Raw genomic sequence first — 17,225 nt, forward strand, 5'->3', positions numbered from 1 at the left:
TTTATGAACAATAGCCAAAAAACCATTCTTGTGACTGGCTTCATGCCGTTCCCCGGAGCCCCCGTCAATCCGACACAAATGTTGATCAAACGCCTGCCGAAACGGCTTGGCCAGCATCAGCACGGTGTTGGATATCGTTTTGATGTTCTACCAACCACTTGGGAAGCACGGAAAACTGTCACCGATGCTTTGCGCAGGGAGGTGCAACCCGATGCCATCGTGCATTTTGGTGTGGATGGCACCCGACAGGACATCAACATCGAAAGCCGCGCTGTAAACCAGGCCATTCGTGTCCGGCTCGACAGCACCGGAAAGTCCCCAGACAACCCAGAACTCGATCCGGCTGGAGAACGCGCGCGATCTGCAACTTTGCCTGCCGCTCCGCTAGCTGTGGCAGCCCGGTTGTCTGGCGCCCGGGCAAAGGTGTCTGTGAACGCCGGAACATACCTATGTAATGCGACCCTTTGGGATTCGATAGGATCGGGTATTCCAAGCATATTCGTACACGTTCCGCCCTTGCCGCGTACGAAATGGGATCCACGGCCTTCCTTTGCCGTTTTGGAAAATTCAGCCGTCAGCCTTTTGCAGGATCTTGCCCGGCGTTTGCGGTAACGGCGGTGTCGATCAATTGTTCTGCCTGAGAAACGCAATCCCGAGCCATGCGTGCTGCAAGGCCGGCGCGGCCGAGAACCCGCATGCCAAAATAGAGCGCCAACAGGCCCCGGGCTGTTTCTTCAGTCCAATTGTCTGGAGCCTGGCTGAGGCCTGAACCATAACTGTCCTGCAAGGCGTTACGGAATGCGGTTTCCAATCGCAAGGTCATGGCTTGCAGCCGCTGTTCGATCTCACCGCCCTGCGCAGCCTTGTCGGCCATGGCGTTGCATAAGAAACAGCCGAGGCGGTCGCCATCGTTTTCCGCAACTTGGGCGATCTTATTGAAGAGATTCAGGATCCGCTCGCGGCCACTGCCGTTTTCCGGGTTCCCCAAAAACGCCACAGTCGCACCGACTTCCTGTTTGTCGTAACGCTCAAGCGTGGACAGATAAACGGCATGTTTATCCTTGAAGGCCTTATAGAACGACCCCCGGGTGATTTTCATGGTTTTCAAAAGGCGCGCGAGCGAAGCCTCTTCATACCCAAGATCCCAGAACAGACCCATTGCCCGCTCCAGCGCCCTATCCGTTTCAAATTCCCTTGGTCGTGCCATGGTCTTGGTCAATCACTCCATATGCCTTTGCCAAGATTGGTTTTCTTAAGACAGTTTGCAAGTCTTCAGACCGTTTCGTGTGCGCAGTCCAGCGCTGACACTCCCATCCAGTAGGGTCCAAAAAGGCACGCTCTCAAGGTCTCACAAAACGCTCACCCCTTCGTGTTTTGCAGATGAACAGCCCACTCCCCATTTCCTCATCACCAGGCAGGGTTGGTGAATTTGCGTCTAATTAGGAACTGATCGGTTCCTTACTTGCAGATCTTAACTTCGGCCTTGGCCAACACGAATATCCTTGGAGTTCAAAAACTATGTTTGCAAATCTGATCCGCGGTTCCGTTGCCGCTTTGGTTGTCGTCTCCGGCCTCGTTTCCAGCGCATTTGCTGCCGGCGTTGATGTCAATGCGACCGTGACTGGCCTTGCTCTTCGCGGCGTCGATCCGGTGTCTTACTTCACCAAAGGCGCTCCGGAAGATGGCGATTTCACCATCACTGCGGTCCATAATGGTGCGACCTACCGCTTTGCGTCTGAAGAAAACAAAGACCTGTTCGAGCAGAATCCTGAAAAATATCTCCCGGCGTACGGCGGTTTCTGCGCCTTCGGCACAGCCATGGGTGTGAAGGTTGATGGCGACCCGGATCTTTGGAAGATCGTTGACGGCAAACTCTACCTGAACCTGTCTGAGAGCATCCAGGAACGTTGGAACAAAGACATTGCCGGCAACATTGCAACTGCCGACGACAAGTGGACCGAAATCGAAAACGTCGATCCGTCTGAACTGTAAGATTTACACGACAAAACATTGTCGAAGGGCGGAGATGGGGTCATCTCCGCCTTTTGGCCTTTGGCTCAAGCTATCGGCTCTGAACGGCTTCCACAGAGTTCAACTCGCCTTGATGCTCATGCATAAAATGCCGAAGTGCCATGAACAATTCCTTGGCATGATCCTTATCATCCCGCTCCAAAGCCGACCGAATATCGTCCTCGATCATCTGCACGATACTTTTCGCCCCTTCGGGCTGCTCAAGAAGATAAGCTCCGAGTGCAGTCGCTGCGATTTCTGAGATGTGCTCATGTTCCGCCAAGGCCAGGATTTCCGCTTCGTCCAGGCCAGACATATCGATGCAGTCTTGAATGCTGATCATACCGGATCCTCCACCCGCAAGGGTTTGAGGCTATCAATCCGCACCCAATGCGTCAAAACCGCATATGACAGCTTATAGCTTGTGGATTTGCATGACGAAGCTCGGCAAAAAGGCTCAATTATTTTCTTAAAAATACTAAGTTTCGACAACACGTATATTGAATGTATTTTTTTAGGCCTCAGATACTGATACATTCGAAGCGATGTTTTTGCGCAAGATCGTAGCCGCCATACTTTTTGAGATTAATTACTTGACAGAAACCCCGATTTTCTATGAGTTATCTTGCCGTTACTGCCTATCAAAAAAATTGAACTATTATTGACGCTAACAGGTTTCTCATCCAGGTTGACATGGTTCATCAGACCGCTCAGCACTTCGTGCGGCGGCAAATGCATTGGCATCTGCCGGGACCTGAGAGCGAAGAAAACGCTTCAATTCAGTAATTGTACGGCCTTCTAAAACGGCAAATATTTCTTGTTTTTCAACAAATTCACGCAACTCATCGAGTCGGTTTGTGGCGGCAAATTCCGAGACGACATCAACAATCAGCGTTCCTTTTACGCGTCGTTTGCCTTCACCATTTTCGGTCCCATCATTTGAAAGACTTGCCATAGTACACCGCCTTTATCCTAGAATTGAAATCCATCAGCTAAACGGGAGGGAATACAAGGAACTACGAGATTACTATTGGTATCATTTCTCACTCTTTGACACTCCAACTCTAACCTTGCAAGTTCCCGTGCCCTTGCGTTCTGTGCTGACGCCGATAGCGGATTTCCTCGTAAATCAACTTCTTTCGACAAAACGAAAGTAAGCGCTAACTTGTGTTTGTCGATCCGCAATGAACTTTGTTTTAGTTTAGCTTCTGTGAGCCGAATGTGCTCGGTCAATGGGCTAAGTGTTAACGACCCACCCAATTCCCCAGAGAACGCAGTTGTAAACTCCATTGTGTCATTCCAAACAGAGTCACCCTCTTTTGCCTTTAAGTTGCCAAACTCGTATAAATTAACAAATTGCCCAAAGGAGTTACTTAGATTTAGTGATCCGGATATCGGATAAGCAAAATTGACTCCGCTCGAATTATTAGAGCATATTTCTTTTTTTCTATTGTCTTTATTTAAAAATCTAACCAGGTTTTCATTATTGTCTATGACGACAAAATTCCGAACATTATTTCGTTTTTTGTCCGCCTTACCACCTACAGATGCTGAAAATGCACCGTTTGTGAAAAGTTTCCCAAATGACAACCCTCCATCCAGAATATTCTGCTCGGTCATATCAAAAGTAAATTCATACCCAATATAACCGTGATCATAACGATTTAATATATCTTGCAGATCCTTAGAAAACCCGGAGCGCATTCTTTGGTCAAACCCAGCAAATAACTCAGGATTTTCTTTTAATTCCCGAGCTAATTTTGACTGCCCGAACTTATCCATCGCACCAATGACGTAAGATCTTAGGGTGTCTCTCATTTCGCAGCGGATATGTTGAACAATTTGGTAAGTGGACACACCAGTTACATTCTCCGGCGTAGGTTGAATAGAACATGCAGTAATAATCGACAGATTTACTGCGCCGACAATGCACAAAACAATGTTAAACTTAAATTTTTTGTATGGCCTAGCCCCTATCTGCCAATTCATCTTCCAGCCACCCCGATTGAAAACAAATGAAGAGCAATCTCTGGTAGGTAAGCATGCGTTAACAAAAGCAGTCAAGACATTTACCGATACGCTTTGAAGAACCAACATTATTAGACCGGGCCAAGACAACCGATCATCCCGTCATATCGACAAAAGTTAAATCACTTTGCCCGTCCGGCACGGCACTTGCTCCGTTGCTTTCCAAGACAGTCCGTATTTCCGTTTTGGAGCAATTTCGTGCCAAAAACCGCCAGAAACACACGTTTTCCCGCAGCGATCTCACGGCGGGCGTTCCTAGCCGGGACAGGTCTGTGCCTTTCTGGGACAGCGGCGATGGCGTCCATGAAGGTGGCGGACCTGCGCGGCTCTATAGATTCCGCTGATCTGGGGCTTTTGCCGAATGCAGCCGATGACCAAACCGCGCAGTTTCAAAACGCAGTCAACCGCGCAGTTGAACGCGGCCGTGCCTTGTTCTTACCTGCAGGCACCTATCCGGTCGCCAATCTCCGCCTGCCGTCAGGCACCTTGATCGTTGGTGTTCCCGGACGGACCCGCCTTGTCTATCAGGGCGGCGGCGGCCAGCTCATTCGCGCAGAAGGAGTCAGCAACATTGGCCTGACAGGATTGACTTTTGATGGTGCCAACCGCTCCATTGGCGATTTCACCGACGGTCTGTTGCATTTTGTCGGTGTGCGGAACCTTTCCATCGATCAATGTGAAGTGGCCGGCTCGACCAAATCGGGCCTGCTACTCGATCGCTGTTCCGGCCGGATTGAAAACTCCAGAATATCCGGAGCAACGGAGGCAGGCATTCGCTCCAACGAGGCAACAGGCCTCGCTATTACCGGCAACACGGTTTCAGATTGCGCCAATGGCGGCATCTGGGTTCACCGGTGGCGCGACGGCGAAGATGGTACAATTGTTTCCGGCAACCGGGTCGAGCGGATCGGTGCACGTTTCGGCGGCACTGGCCAGTTCGGTAACGGCATTAATGTGTTCCGCGCAGGCGGTGTCGTGGTGTCTAACAATCGGGTCGCCGATTGTGCCTTTTCTGCGATCCGTTCCAACGCTGGTTCAAACATTCAGATCATTGGCAACTCCTGTCACCGGTCCGGAGAAACTGCGATCTACAGCGAATTCGGTTTCCAAGGCGCAGTGATCGCCAACAATATTGCAGATGGCGGAACCATCGGTATTTCGATCGCCAATTTCTCCGACGGCGGCCGGCTGGCAATTTGCTCCGGCAACCTCATCCGCAACATCAAGGACACCGGCCCCTACCCTCCGGAAGTTGCCGGTTTCGGAATTGGTATCGCTGCCGAAGCAGACACAACCCTCACCGGAAACATCATTGAAGGCGCGCCAAAATTCGGACTGATGCTGGGATGGGGACCCTATATGCGCAATGTCATCGCGTCCCAGAACGTGCTGCGGAACTGCAAAACCGGGATTGCGGTCAGCGTGGCTGATGGTGCCGGTCCGGCAGTGATCACCAACAACATCGTCCAAGGCGCAACACGTGGCTCAATCAACGGGTTCCGCTGGCTGGAACGGGCGACCGGTGAACTGAACGGCTCATCGGAATTTGCCAATCTTACGGTCCACAGCAACCAGATTTCCAGCTGACTGAGAGCTCTTGACGCATCGCAGATGTTTCTGGTGTTTTATCCCTATTGTGAAACACCAGTTTCGATCTGCTTCTGCTTCTTCTGTTCTTCCAAAGTGTTCGGCGCCTGTCCCATCGACGGATCGTAAACGACGCTGCAGTTCCGCCCATTTGTCTTAGCCTGATAGAGCGCAAGGTCGGCCCGGCGCAGTGCAGTCGACAAAGTACGGTCAGTCATCAGGATCGAACTAATCCCAAAGCTGGCGGAATAGTGCAGGTTGTGACGAGATACAGACCGTTCCAGAAAAGCAAGCCGAAGTTTTTCCGCGACTTCGAAAGCGTCAGCCTCGATGGTTTCCGGCAACAATAGCCCAAATTCCTCACCGCCAATCCGGCCAAACAAATCGTAATTTCGAAGGTGTTTCATGGTCACTCGGGCACAATCTCTCAAGACCTGGTCGCCAACCGAGTGGCCATAAGTGTCGTTGACTAATTTGAAGAGATCGAGATCGAACATGATTACGCAGGCATCTTCGCCATTGCGCGTCGCACGATTAAGCTCTTCGTTGCCACGTTGCAGGAAAATACGCCTGTTAGGTGCTCCGGTCAGGGTATCTGTGGATGCCAGCCGTTCTGCTTCCCGTTTGGCACACTCCAGTTCAGCAGTCCGTTCCCGAACTTTGACGTCCAATGTGTCCCGTGCCTCCTCCAGGCGCTGAACATGAAGTCTAACTTGTTCCCGGCTGGCATGCAGCATAAGCAGCAACACACCGATCACACCTATCATGAGCTGCGCGTTGATCAACGCCGTGTTGAGTTCGACTTCTCGAAGCGGCCCGTATCCCAGGGCTGTAGGAACAATAATCCCAGCAGCCAGATAAAAAACTACGATAGAATTGTAGAGGCCACTTAGTCTGAGTGCTGCCCATAATAACAAAGCAATGGTTGCGACCAACTCAAAACTCAAGACCAAGCCAGCTATCCCTCCCCAGAACGCTGCGAACCCAGCTGTGCTAACAAGCGCGAAATTGGCAATCGCCTCGAAAGTGGGAAAACCACCTCCTTTGAATTTTTCCTTGCGCAGGATTGCAATTGCCAGAGGAGCGATTGTCAGCACGCCCAGCGCATCGCCGGTAAACCAGGTCGCAAAAACATACCCATAGCTGGCCACTGGTATGATGCCGGCGAACACCAATCCGGAGGCCCCGAAGAATGCACTCACAGCAGATCCACCAGCAACACCGATAGCCAGAAACGCCGATGCTGCCGAAACGCTCTGAAACAATTTGAAGGGTCGAAAATGCTTGTGCAGGAGAGCCGCTGCGCCGACGGAGGCTAGAGCATCGCCGATGCCATTTGGAATGCCGGCCAACAGGGATTGCATCATGCTAAGTGCGGAGCTGGGGTCGAAATACGCCCAGACATTACCCAAGTAAGCACCTAGAAAAACGCCCGGCCAAATACCCGGTCCTCGAACAAGGGCCCAGGCAAGCATCAGGCCGGAGGGGATCCATACCGGTGTAACATTCCCCGGCGGGATGGCGAGGGTTTGGCCAAGTCTGGCTGTCAGGATATAAGTCACCGCCACCAGGGTGACTTCAACAACTCTTGTCCTGTCGATCGGCAATCATGTATCTCCTTGAGGATCTCACCCCAGGGGTCGAACACCAATTTGTTCCCTTCTCTAAATCAGTATTTGCAATTCATGCCCGCTGCGCATCCGTGGCACTACTTAGAAATACACCTATAGGTTTATTTTCACAAAAAACAAAGTAGCTTACAGTTGCACCTACAAAAGGGTACACATCACTTAAACAATCCGCCTCGTCAATCCTGACAAGGCGGCTGTGATAAAGTTAGCTATTTCGCGAATCTTAAGGACAGGCAGGACAGCCCGCCGTCAACCTTGCGTGCCTCATGGGTTGGCAAGACGACGGTTTTGAAACCGGCTGCTTCGATCGCCGCAAGAGTTTTTGGATAGCCTTCCGGAACAAGAACGACATCGTTCACCCTTATGACATTGGCTGCGTAATCTTCGCCGTCCGGAACGACGACAGTTTTCCGGTCACCGAAGAACCCGCTCTTGGCCATCACCTCGGTTGCCAGAATGACTCCTTCACCCAAGGTGGAACAGGCCGTCTTGAAGTGAAGCACGCCCTCAGGGGTCTCGCAGACTTCGGCGTTGTAGCCCCACTCGCCCAGAAGTTTTGCAAACGCTTCAGCGCCTTCGCGGTTTGTCCGGGCAGACAGACCGATCAGGATGACATCATCCAGCATCAGGATATCGCCGCCGTCGACATAGCCAGTCCCCGGCAGTTCCACGACTTTTTCGAACCGCGCATCGAGCGCTGCTCGGATTTCCTTGCCCTCACCTTCCCGGCTGGCAGTGCCCGGGCGCAATTGGATCGCACCTTCCGGCAAACAAAACGCCGGATCTTCGACAAAACAGCTGTCCGGATAAGTTTCCAGCTGCGGCAGAACGTCAACGGTCAGGCCGGCCTCTTGTAACGCCTTCACGTAAAGCTCATGTTCAGCTCGGAATGCTGCACCACTGGGATCGCCGGTATCGACCGCACGGATACCGTCGGCCACGCTGTCGGCGGGCATGCGGGTGATGGCATGAGTGAAACGATAAGACAGTCCAGCGCGTGCCGGCATTTTTGGAACTCCAATGAAAACCACAAGCGATAAACCAGCCATTCGCCGCGCCAATTTGCAAGATGCAAATGCTATCAAACAGTGCATTGACCGCGCCTATTCACCGGTAAAAGAGCGCTTGAACGATCTTCCAGATGTTTCCGCAGGGGTAGAAAAGGAGATTTCTGAGAAGGTCGTGTTTGTTGCTGAGAACAACACCTCCCTCGCCGGCTGTGTGATACTCGCGCTTCAGGGCAACCATGCACATCTGGTCAATATCGCGGTTGACCCTGAGTATCATGGGCGCGGGATCGCGCGCCTGCTGATCCACACCGCCGAAGAACTTGCCCGCCGAGATGGAGCAAGCGAATTTCGGCTCGCAACCCATGTCGGCATGCCGGAAAATGTTGCCCTTTATACGCATCTGGGCTGGTCGGAAACCGAGCGCAAAGGCAACAAGGTTCTGATGACCAAGAGGCTTAAAGGCACGATCTCATAACTGAGGACAAGCCTAGCTTGTGAGAAGGGTTGTTTTCAGAGAATTCAAAAACTCAGCGCGCGGGCGGATATGGCCTGCCTCTGTGCCCCTGCGGGTGAGGACCGGTGGATTGACCAAAGTATCCAGCAGCTTTGCTTCCTCCTCATCAAAGTCCAGCATCGCTTCCAGCACAGTCGCCATCATGACTTCTGCGGCCCGCGTCGCACCGTCATCGCATTTCAGGGCAACGCCAAACCCGAGCTCAGGCACAGAGGCACAGAAGACACCTTCGGCGCCCGTTTTGACGAAAACCCGGCCGCGGAAGCCCTCCATGACTTTGGTACAAAACCGGTCGGCTCCGGCAACCATGTAAGGCTCGTTAACACAGGCATCGAAAATCCGCTGAGCCGCGTCCTGGCGCAAGGGTTCCAACCCCTCTCCGGTTCCAAAGGCAGCGAATGCGCGGGCAAAGCCGACAAGGGGAGATGCATAAGTTGGAATCGAACAGCCATCTGTTCCGCAAACATCTTCCGACACGATGTCACCGGTCAATTGTTCGATGACCCTCCTGACTTCAAGCTGTACCGGGTGGCTCGGCTCTATGTAACCCTTTGTTTCGACACCCATCACTCTGGCAAGCCCTAGAAAACCAGCGTGTTTGCCTGAACAATTGTTGTGAAGCCCACAGGGCGTTTCGTTGTCCAGAATAAGCTTGGCGGCATCTTCCATCCGCTTCGGCCATTGCGGACCGCATTCCAGGTCATTCTCTGTGAGCCCCGCCTTCATCAGCATCACCCGCGCCGAATTGGCATGCACCTCTTCCCCGTTGTGCGATGAACAGGCAAGCGACAACTCGGCATCGGTCAAATCGAGCGCGTCCGCAGCTCCCGACTCCACCATTGGAATTGCCTGCAATCCCTTGATCGCGGAACGCGGAAATACCCGGGCGTCTACATCGCCGATGCTGCAGACCAATTTGCCGGAAGCATCGACAATTGCGACGGTACCGCGGTGCAGGCTTTCGGTCAGCTGGCCACGGGTCACATCCACCAAAGCAGGATTGGGCATGAAGCTCTCATCTCGTTCATTTGGAACTGAATTGAAACTTAAGCGGATTCGGCCCGGGCCGCAGTTAAAAAGCGGTCCAGACGCTCGAGCGCTTCATCAATCACCGTATCCTGTTTGCAGAAGCAGAAGCGGATGAAACCAGTCGGCGCATCAGACCCATAGAATGCAGAGACGGGAACCGCGGCCACACCGGCGTGCTTGACCAAGGTTTCGCAGGCCTCAACATCACTCACACCAAGCCCAAGCCCGGAAAATCCACAGGTGAGGAAATAGGTCGCCGCGCAAGGAAGAACGTCAAAGCCAAGCGCCTCAAGACCTTTGGCCATCCGGTCCCGTTTGCGGCTCAAATCCCCCGCAAGCCCGTCATAGTAGCTGTCATCCTTGGCAATGCCGTAGGCGACCGCCTTTTGCAGGTTGGGCGGCGTTGTGAACGTGGTCCACTGATGCGCCTTTGCAATCGGGTCCAAAAGCGCGGCCGGGCCGGTGATATATCCAACTTTCCAGCCTGTCAGCGAAAACGTCTTGCCGGCAGACCCGATACGGACCGTCCGTTCGCGCATGCCGTCGAAGGTCATTAGTGGTCGGTGTTTGCGGCCGTCAAAAACCAGATGCTCATAGACCTCGTCACAAATGGCATAGGCGTCATACTGCCGGCAAAGATCCGCGATGCGCCCAAGTTCAGCGTCGGAAAACACCTTTGCCGTCGGATTCATCGGATTGTTGATGAGAACGGCTTTGGTCTTATTCGAAAATGCAGCTGCCAGCGCGTCATCGTCGAGGTGCCAATGCGGCGGGGTTACCCGAACCCGCACGGGAACACCGCCAGCGCGTTCCACCAGAGGCAAATAGCAATCATAAAGGGGCTCGATCAGGACAACTTCGTCGCCCGGAGAGACAAGAGACATGATACAGTCCGACAACGCTTCCGTTGCACCCGAGGTCACCAGAACTTCGGACTGAGGATCGATTTTAAGACCATAAAACCGTTCATTGGCCTCGGCCACCGCTTGACGCAACTCGGGAAGACCGAGCATCGGCGGATACTGGTTGGGTCCGTCAATTAGCGCTTGTGCCGCAATTTCCCGGATGTCCTCCGGGCCATCGACATCCGGAAACCCCTGCCCCAGATTGATGGCGTTATTCGCCATTGCCAAGCGCGACATGGTTTCAAAAACAGTCGTCTGGATGCCGGTGAAAACCGGATTTGTCGGCTTCATGCTATCTCCCATTTTTGTTGGTTTTACTTCGGGATCCAATCACCGTCGAGGTGTTTTTGCGCCGTCGTTGTTGCGGTACGCGATCGTAAGTCAAATCACTTGGTCTATGGCGACTATTGTTCGAAAGGGTTACCTTTCCAAATAGACTTCAGCGTTTGCACCACCATAAATAATTTCGGCCAAGGCTCGTTCCAATCGCGGCACCAAAGCGGTGTGCCGCCGATTCAGGTAGTGGTAGAAATCGATCGAGCGCAAATGGTTATCGCCCTTATAGATAGGTCCGTGAACAGCGGCCTTTAGCAGGCGGTCGCCGGGATTTTCGGCGGCTATTGCAATATCCAAACGTTGCCTTTGCAACATATTAAACAAGACTTCGGGCGTCTCAACGGTCGTCACATTCGGCAGATCCGCAGTCATTTCTTCTGCAAACTTGGCGCCAGCGACATAACCAACCCGGACGTCCTTCATCTCACCCAGTGTCAGGTTGGTCATCTCCTCATCATTGGTGTACGCGTAGATCGGAAGGGAAATGACAGGAACATTCACGCGGATGATTTCAGTAAAATGGTCCCCGATCTGCTTAATGCGCAACAATTCACCATCTGCAGCGCCGTTTTCAACCTCCTGGATCGACCGGTGAGGTGTCAGGTAAACGACTGAAAAACTAATACCGAGCACGCTGTAGGCTCTCTGCAACAATTCAAGAGCCTGTGTGTTGTGGCGCATCCCGTCGACTGCTGTAAATCGCAGTTGCATTTTCGCAGCCGCCGTTCCTCCGAAACAAACCAGATACATAAGAGCTAGGGCAGCAAACTTCAGAACCATCACATCAAACTCTTTTGGGTCATTTCGAATAACAAACCCATGGCTCGATCCGGCTCGCCTCACGCAAAGAGGCCACCAGTTACAATCCAAGGTTAATTAACCTTACGTAAGTACTCGCATTTTTTCCAGAATCCATTTTGCCGCGCTTAAAACATTTCTCACTTTGGCAGTTAGCGGCTAAGAAAAATGGTGATTATCCAGAGCGCACGGAGATAAATTGCACAGCAATGCACTGCGCTCGTTTCAAAACGGCGCAAAGCTCTGGTTTTTCTCAGACTTTAGTTTAACATCCCTGCTTAGAGTGCCTTTGGGCGCGGTTCATTTTTGAATTTTGGTACTGCATTGGTTAAGCGCTTCGGGGGAGTTAAGGGATCATGCTTGGCGTCGTCATAGGCCTTTTGATTATCCTGATTGGTGCCAGCGCCTTGTTGCGCCGTGGCAGCTCCGCATCAGGTGGCTCACGCCTATCCCGGATTTTAGGCAGTAAAGTCATGGGCATTGTGCTGATCTTGATCGGCACCTTCATGCTGGCGTCGTCTTCCTTTGTTTTTGTTGACGCTGACCGTGTTGGCCACCTGAAGCGGATTTACGCGTTCAAGGAACTACCTGAAGGGAGGATTCTTGCACTGGAAGGCGAAAAGGGGCCGCAAGCTCAGATCCTCGGGCCTGGATTTCATTTTATTCCCTTGGTGCGGGTACTCTACGACTTCGAAGAATGGGACGTGGTCACCATTCCGGAAGGCTATTATGGCCAACTGACCGCCCTTGACGGCAACGCCATGCCCTCAGGCATGTTCATGGCACCGGCCATTTCCGATGCCGAAGTTGGCGACATGCTCAAGGCCGAAAGTTTTCTGACCAAAGGCGGTCTGCGCGGTCCTCAGGAAACAGTCCTGAAACCGGGACAATACCGCCTGAACCGGTATTTATTCGATCTTCGGCTTGATGAGAACACAAACGCCACAATCATTCCGGCCGGCCATGTCGGTGTGGTCAAATCTAATGTCAGCCAGCCAGGCATCAATTGTGTTGAGGAAGAAGTCTCTGCATCAACGGCCTCGCGCGAAGCCCTGACCGTTCCTTTGGTGCCGCGCGGCTGTGTTGGCATCTGGAAAGAGCCTTTGTTCCCGGGCGCCTACTATCTCAACCGCCAAGCCTATGAAGTGACACTGGTTGATACCCGGGTGCAGACCTGGGAATACAAAGGCGGCTACACCAAACGGATCATTGATCTGTCCGTTGATCAGCAAGGCAACATCCAGCAGAACGAACGCTCTGTCCAAGAGCAAATCCCGAGCGATGCGGCCGACCGGGCTGTTTATGTCAAAGTTGAAGGCTGGGACATTCCCCTCGAACTCCGTGCGCTGGTCCAGGTGGATCCGTCCAATGCTCCGGTCGTGGTCGGCTCGGTCGGCGGTCTCGGTGAAATTGAAAACCGTATCCTGACCCCGGCAATCCGCTCCATCGTGCGCAATGTCGCTGGCGCGTCAATTCGTGTACCGGACAAAAACGCAGATGGCACCCTGGTGGAACCACCAAGCTACACCGTCCGCCCGACACGCGTCCTGGACCTGATCGAAAACCGGGATGCTTTGGAGCAAACCATCGAGCAGCAGATCAAGATTGAAGGCAACAAGGCCGGTGTAAACATCCGGGAAATCCGTCTTGGCGAACCGGCCATCCCGCCGGAACTTCTGGTGTCCCGGTTGCGGGTCCAACTCGCGGATCAATTGTCGACCGCCTATGAGCGCGAAACGGACGCCCAGCAAAAACGTATTGAGACGGAACAGGCCCGCTCCACGGCCGATGAACAGCCGCGCCTTGTTGAAGCCCAAATCGCGGTCCAAGTGGCCAATCAGCGCGAACAGGAACGGGCCGCTCTTGGCCGTGCCGAACGGCAATACCTGGAAGAACTGGCCCGCGGCCAGCGCGCCCAGGTCGACGTGCTTGGCCAGGACCGGGTTGCGCTGCTACAGGCGCTGGAAAAGCTGCTAACCTCTCTTGAACGCAAACCGGAGCTGGTCGGGCTGGTCGGCAAACTGGTTCCCAACACCGTTGTCAGCAGCGATGGCGCGGGGTTGGCCGGCGCCGCCGCCCTGCTCGGCTCAAGTTTGGCGAACACAACGGCGAAACCGGCCGGACAAACCAGCCGGTAAATTGTTGTTCCAGGTTTTTTAAACAGAATGCGCCAATTCCGCTGATCTGTGCACACTGTGCCAGGTCGGCCGGATAGGTCTCAAACTCGCTCTCTGCCACAACCCGCCTACCTGCCGCCATTCCAAAACTCTACAAAAATGACCTAAACTCAACCAAATACACACGCAAAAATTGCTTATACGCAAACGATCCCATAACAAACTCCATCAAACTCAGATCGTTTTCATGTTATGATTCAACAATGAAACAAAAAACTAAGCTTACTTGGCATTTTTTCAAATAAAAATTATAATATTAATATAATAATTGCAGCCATCTACACAACTTTTAGTAGATAGCTCATCAAAAATAATAATAAAAATGATTGCCTCCCTATCAGGGGCAACAACTCAGTCCTGCATTTTCTGTAGGCAATTTTTTTTACTTTAGGAGGATATTATGGCGAAGAAAACAATCAAACAGAAATCTATTAAAGTCCCGGTCAAGGGGCAAAAGATTGCCATTCCGAAAGGATTAATTCTGGAGGACGGCGATACAGTAATTATCACGATCGAAGATGACGGCGATGATCCGCGTGATACCGGCGAAGGCATGCCATATGGCGAGGAAATAGACACGCTTTTGGAAAAGCGGCTCGTTTCTGTTGGCATCAATGATTACCGGGACAACCAGATTAGTGATTTGACCGGGTGTGTACCGGATGCAACGAACTTTTCACGCAAACTAAACAGTGATTTCGGGTTCAGCTTCGATCGTGATCACTTTCGGTTCTTAACCGATGACGCGGCAACAAAGGCGAACATTATCAGTCAGTTGTCCTGGCTTGTCGCCGAAACCGGCCCTCATGACGTTGGTGTCTTTTATTATTCGGGACACGGCTCTCAAGTTCCAGATCAAAATCCGCCGAACGACGATGAATCCGACCGGCTTGATGAAGTGATTGTCCCGCACGACACAAACACCAGAGCCAGCAATCCAATTTCAACCGTTATTCGCGATGACGAAATCGCCGCTATCCTGGCAAATATCAATCCCGAAGCCCATTTTGTTGTGGTCTTTGACAGCTGCAATTCCGGCACGGGAACCCGCCAAGTTCCGCTGCAACCTGACGATGGTCGAGCCCGGGTGGCGGAAGTAAGCAAACATGCCACAAACTTGAAGGGGCTGTTTGCCAATGCGGCCAATTCAGGGCTTCGCGGCGCACATGCTTTTTCCGGTCCCAATCACTTACTTTTGGCAGCCGCCCATTCTTCGCAGCTTTCCTGGGAGTTTGGCGGGCAAGGTGCGTTCACAAGTTCCCTGATCCAGAACTTGCGTCCGGGCAGAACGTATAAAGAAGTCATGGATGCTGTCGCACCTGCTGTCGACCGGCGTGTCATGCGGGCAAAAAGCGTTCATCAGACACCTCAACTTGAAGGCTCCCCGCAAAACAATCCGCTCTTTGCCATCGTAATCTAAGTCACTCATTGAAGCCTGCTGCAGAGGCTATTCGGTCTTCTGCAGCAGTTCTTCTGCCAAGCAATTAGGGTCTCTCCCGTAGCGCCTAATTCGCGGCCACATCCCGATGATCTGCAACAATGCGGTCCAGAACCCCACTTGCAATCGTTTGGATGTCACCATTGCGCCGCATATCAGCTAAGACAGCTGCGATCTTGGGCACAAGATCGCTATTCTTTTCATGGAGATAATGAAACATTGGCTCCACCTTAAACGGCGAGCCAAGTGGCACGATATTGGCCAGGCCGAGTTTGGACATCGCCAACACGCCATCAATGTCATCGCTGACCACCGCGTCTAGCTTTCCGGATGCCAGCAATTGAAACAATTCCGTTTCGCTTTGCCCTACCCAGAGGTTTTCAAACCCTTCAGTAAATTGAATGGCTTGGACGACACCGTCCTGGTAACCGACATGCAGCCTGGACAAATCGCTTTCAGCGATCCGGTCCCTGTCGTCTTCGCGGACAAACACGATGCCTTTCAGTTCCATATTTGGAACAGGAACCTGTTTCAAAGCCGGATAAAGATTTTTGACAGCGCCGATGCGTACAAGCTCACCATCAACATGCCCAGCTGCGGACAGAGCCAATGCCCGGTTGCCAGACGTGAAATAGATCTCGACCGGGATTCCAATCTTCTCATATGCCGTGGTCATGATCTTGCTGGCAATTTCGGTCAGGGCAGACCCTTCAATTGTCGAGAGTACAAGACGCTCTTCTGCCGCAAGCGCAGTGGTCACCATTGAGAGCCAAGCGATCAGACACGCTGTATAGATACGAGATAGCATTCGCCTACGGCTTTCACTTGGGCCTCTGCCGTTACTTCGCAGCCACGTTCCGGTATTCGGCAATCATACCCGCCATCTCAGCTTCTGTGATAGCGTCAATTTCACCACTGTTGCGCATCTGCATGAGGACTTTTGCGACCTTCGGTACCAAGTGGCTGTTTTTCTCATGGATGTAGTGAAACATAGGTTCAACTTGGAATGGCGCCCCGAGCGGCACAATGTCTGCGAGCCCCAATTTGGCAATGGTTAGCGGGCCATCAAACCGGTCACTGACGACGGCATCAAGTTTGCCTGACGACAGCAACTCGAACAGTTCATCTACGGACTGGGCCTGCCAAACATTCTCAAAACCAATTGTGAAATTTGCGGCCTGCACGACGCCTTCCAAATAGCCGACGCGCAACTTCGCGAGATTGCTGTAGGTTAGCGTGCCTTTGTCTCCTCGGCGAACATAGACAAACCCTTTTGCTTCCAGGTTCGGTACCGGCACTTGTTTTAAAGCCGGAAAACGCTCCTTGACCACACCAATGCGCACGAGCTCGCCGTCCACATGCCCGCCTGAAGAAATGACAAGCGCCCTTTTCCCTGATGTGAAATAGATGTCTATTGGAATTCCTAGCTGCTTGTAAGCCTTGCCCATAACGGCGCCAGCGATTTCAGCTAAGGGCGACCCTTCGATCGTTGAAAAAACAAGCTTTTTCTCTTCAGCCACAACTAAAGAGGCCAGATTAAGCCAGATCATCAGAAAAGCTGTACAGAAACGGATCAACATTTTCCTTTCCAGCGTAATGGCAAGTAAATGTCTTATTAATAATATTCAAAATAATGCAGATGTAAACGCCAGCAGATACCATACTTTTCTAAATATCGCCTCTTCTTCCCACCGTATTCCTTACAAGTAATCATCACCGATCTGGCGATATCCAACACTCTGCATGGCAGACCAGCGGTCAG

Annotated in this window: 17 protein-coding genes; 6 read left to right on the plus strand and 11 right to left on the minus strand. The window is 52.3% G+C overall.

Translation table 11 applies throughout. The features are described from left to right. Window positions 1-3: 3 nt before the first annotated feature. Window positions 4-612 (plus strand): peptidase C15, encoded by a 609-nt coding sequence (locus FJ695_RS23835; RefSeq protein WP_141187768.1) that lies wholly within the window; start codon window positions 4-6, stop codon window positions 610-612. On the opposite strand, the gene FJ695_RS23840 is transcribed toward FJ695_RS23835, so the two are convergent. Continuing rightward, window positions 575-1,207 (minus strand): TetR/AcrR family transcriptional regulator, encoded by a 633-nt coding sequence (locus FJ695_RS23840; RefSeq protein WP_141187769.1) that lies wholly within the window; start codon window positions 1,205-1,207, stop codon window positions 575-577. The genes FJ695_RS23835 and FJ695_RS23840 overlap by 38 nt on opposite strands. A gap of 311 nt (window positions 1,208-1,518) precedes the next feature. Between FJ695_RS23840 and FJ695_RS23845 the strand changes: the two genes are divergently transcribed. After that, on the plus strand, window positions 1,519-1,992 hold the full coding sequence (locus tag FJ695_RS23845; protein WP_141187770.1) for a YHS domain-containing (seleno)protein: 474 nt from the start codon (window positions 1,519-1,521) through the stop codon (window positions 1,990-1,992). 70 nt (window positions 1,993-2,062) lie between these two features. Here FJ695_RS23845 and FJ695_RS23850 read toward each other — a convergent pair whose 3' ends face one another. The 3 genes from FJ695_RS23850 to FJ695_RS23860 form a co-directional block, all read right to left on the minus strand. Beyond that, window positions 2,063-2,353 (minus strand): hypothetical protein, encoded by a 291-nt coding sequence (locus FJ695_RS23850; RefSeq protein WP_141187771.1) that lies wholly within the window; start codon window positions 2,351-2,353, stop codon window positions 2,063-2,065. Between the two features lie 336 nt (window positions 2,354-2,689). Then, window positions 2,690-2,965, minus strand: coding sequence for a hypothetical protein (locus tag FJ695_RS23855; RefSeq protein ID WP_141187772.1), 276 nt, complete (start codon window positions 2,963-2,965; stop codon window positions 2,690-2,692). Between the two features lie 17 nt (window positions 2,966-2,982). Next, a complete protein-coding gene (locus FJ695_RS23860) occupies window positions 2,983-3,999 on the minus strand; it encodes a hypothetical protein (protein ID WP_141187773.1) in 1,017 nt (338 codons plus the stop codon). 237 nt (window positions 4,000-4,236) lie between these two features. On the opposite strand from FJ695_RS23860, the gene FJ695_RS23865 reads away from it, so the two are divergent. After that, window positions 4,237-5,625 (plus strand): TIGR03808 family TAT-translocated repetitive protein, encoded by a 1,389-nt coding sequence (locus FJ695_RS23865; RefSeq protein WP_247653721.1) that lies wholly within the window; start codon window positions 4,237-4,239, stop codon window positions 5,623-5,625. Between the two features lie 44 nt (window positions 5,626-5,669). On the opposite strand, the gene FJ695_RS23870 is transcribed toward FJ695_RS23865, so the two are convergent. Further along, on the minus strand, window positions 5,670-7,232 hold the full coding sequence (locus FJ695_RS23870; RefSeq protein ID WP_141187774.1) for a diguanylate cyclase: 1,563 nt from the start codon (window positions 7,230-7,232) through the stop codon (window positions 5,670-5,672). A 233-nt stretch (window positions 7,233-7,465) separates the two neighbouring features. Continuing rightward, complete coding sequence (locus FJ695_RS23875) at window positions 7,466-8,263, minus strand: dimethylarginine dimethylaminohydrolase family protein (protein WP_141187775.1); 798 nt, start codon at window positions 8,261-8,263, stop codon at window positions 7,466-7,468. A 13-nt stretch (window positions 8,264-8,276) separates the two neighbouring features. On the opposite strand from FJ695_RS23875, the gene FJ695_RS23880 reads away from it, so the two are divergent. Continuing rightward, complete coding sequence (locus FJ695_RS23880; protein ID WP_141187776.1) at window positions 8,277-8,741, plus strand: GNAT family N-acetyltransferase; 465 nt, start codon at window positions 8,277-8,279, stop codon at window positions 8,739-8,741. 12 nt (window positions 8,742-8,753) lie between these two features. On the opposite strand, the gene FJ695_RS23885 is transcribed toward FJ695_RS23880, so the two are convergent. The 3 genes from FJ695_RS23885 to FJ695_RS23895 all read right to left on the minus strand — a co-directional run bounded on the left by FJ695_RS23885 (window position 8,754) and on the right by FJ695_RS23895 (window position 11,761). Continuing rightward, window positions 8,754-9,788, minus strand: a complete 1,035-nt coding sequence (locus tag FJ695_RS23885; RefSeq protein WP_141187777.1) for an asparaginase — start codon at window positions 9,786-9,788, stop codon at window positions 8,754-8,756. A 38-nt stretch (window positions 9,789-9,826) separates the two neighbouring features. Further along, entirely contained in the window at window positions 9,827-11,005 is a 1,179-nt protein-coding gene (locus tag FJ695_RS23890; protein WP_141187778.1) for an aminotransferase, read from the minus strand. Window positions 11,006-11,134: 129 nt separating this feature from the next. Continuing rightward, window positions 11,135-11,761, minus strand: coding sequence for a transporter substrate-binding domain-containing protein (locus tag FJ695_RS23895; RefSeq protein WP_141187779.1), 627 nt, complete (start codon window positions 11,759-11,761; stop codon window positions 11,135-11,137). A 443-nt stretch (window positions 11,762-12,204) separates the two neighbouring features. Here FJ695_RS23895 and FJ695_RS23900 point away from each other — a divergent pair, with 443 nt between their 5' ends. Together FJ695_RS23900 and FJ695_RS23905 are read left to right on the plus strand one after the other, a co-directional pair. Continuing rightward, window positions 12,205-13,986 (plus strand): SPFH domain-containing protein, encoded by a 1,782-nt coding sequence (locus FJ695_RS23900; protein WP_141187780.1) that lies wholly within the window; start codon window positions 12,205-12,207, stop codon window positions 13,984-13,986. Between the two features lie 439 nt (window positions 13,987-14,425). Next, entirely contained in the window at window positions 14,426-15,445 is a 1,020-nt protein-coding gene (locus FJ695_RS23905; protein ID WP_141187781.1) for a caspase family protein, read from the plus strand. A gap of 85 nt (window positions 15,446-15,530) precedes the next feature. On the opposite strand, the gene FJ695_RS23910 is transcribed toward FJ695_RS23905, so the two are convergent. Both FJ695_RS23910 and FJ695_RS23915 read right to left on the minus strand, forming a co-directional pair. Then, the gene (locus FJ695_RS23910; protein WP_141187782.1) at window positions 15,531-16,271 is read right to left on the minus strand and encodes an ABC transporter substrate-binding protein; all 741 of its coding nucleotides are present in this window, start codon (window positions 16,269-16,271) and stop codon (window positions 15,531-15,533) included. Between the two features lie 31 nt (window positions 16,272-16,302). Further along, on the minus strand, window positions 16,303-17,043 hold the full coding sequence (locus tag FJ695_RS23915; RefSeq protein WP_141187783.1) for an ABC transporter substrate-binding protein: 741 nt from the start codon (window positions 17,041-17,043) through the stop codon (window positions 16,303-16,305). Window positions 17,044-17,225 lie beyond the last annotated feature (182 nt).

Source organism: Labrenzia sp. PHM005 (genome assembly GCF_006517275.1).
GTDB lineage: Bacteria > Pseudomonadota > Alphaproteobacteria > Rhizobiales > Stappiaceae > Roseibium.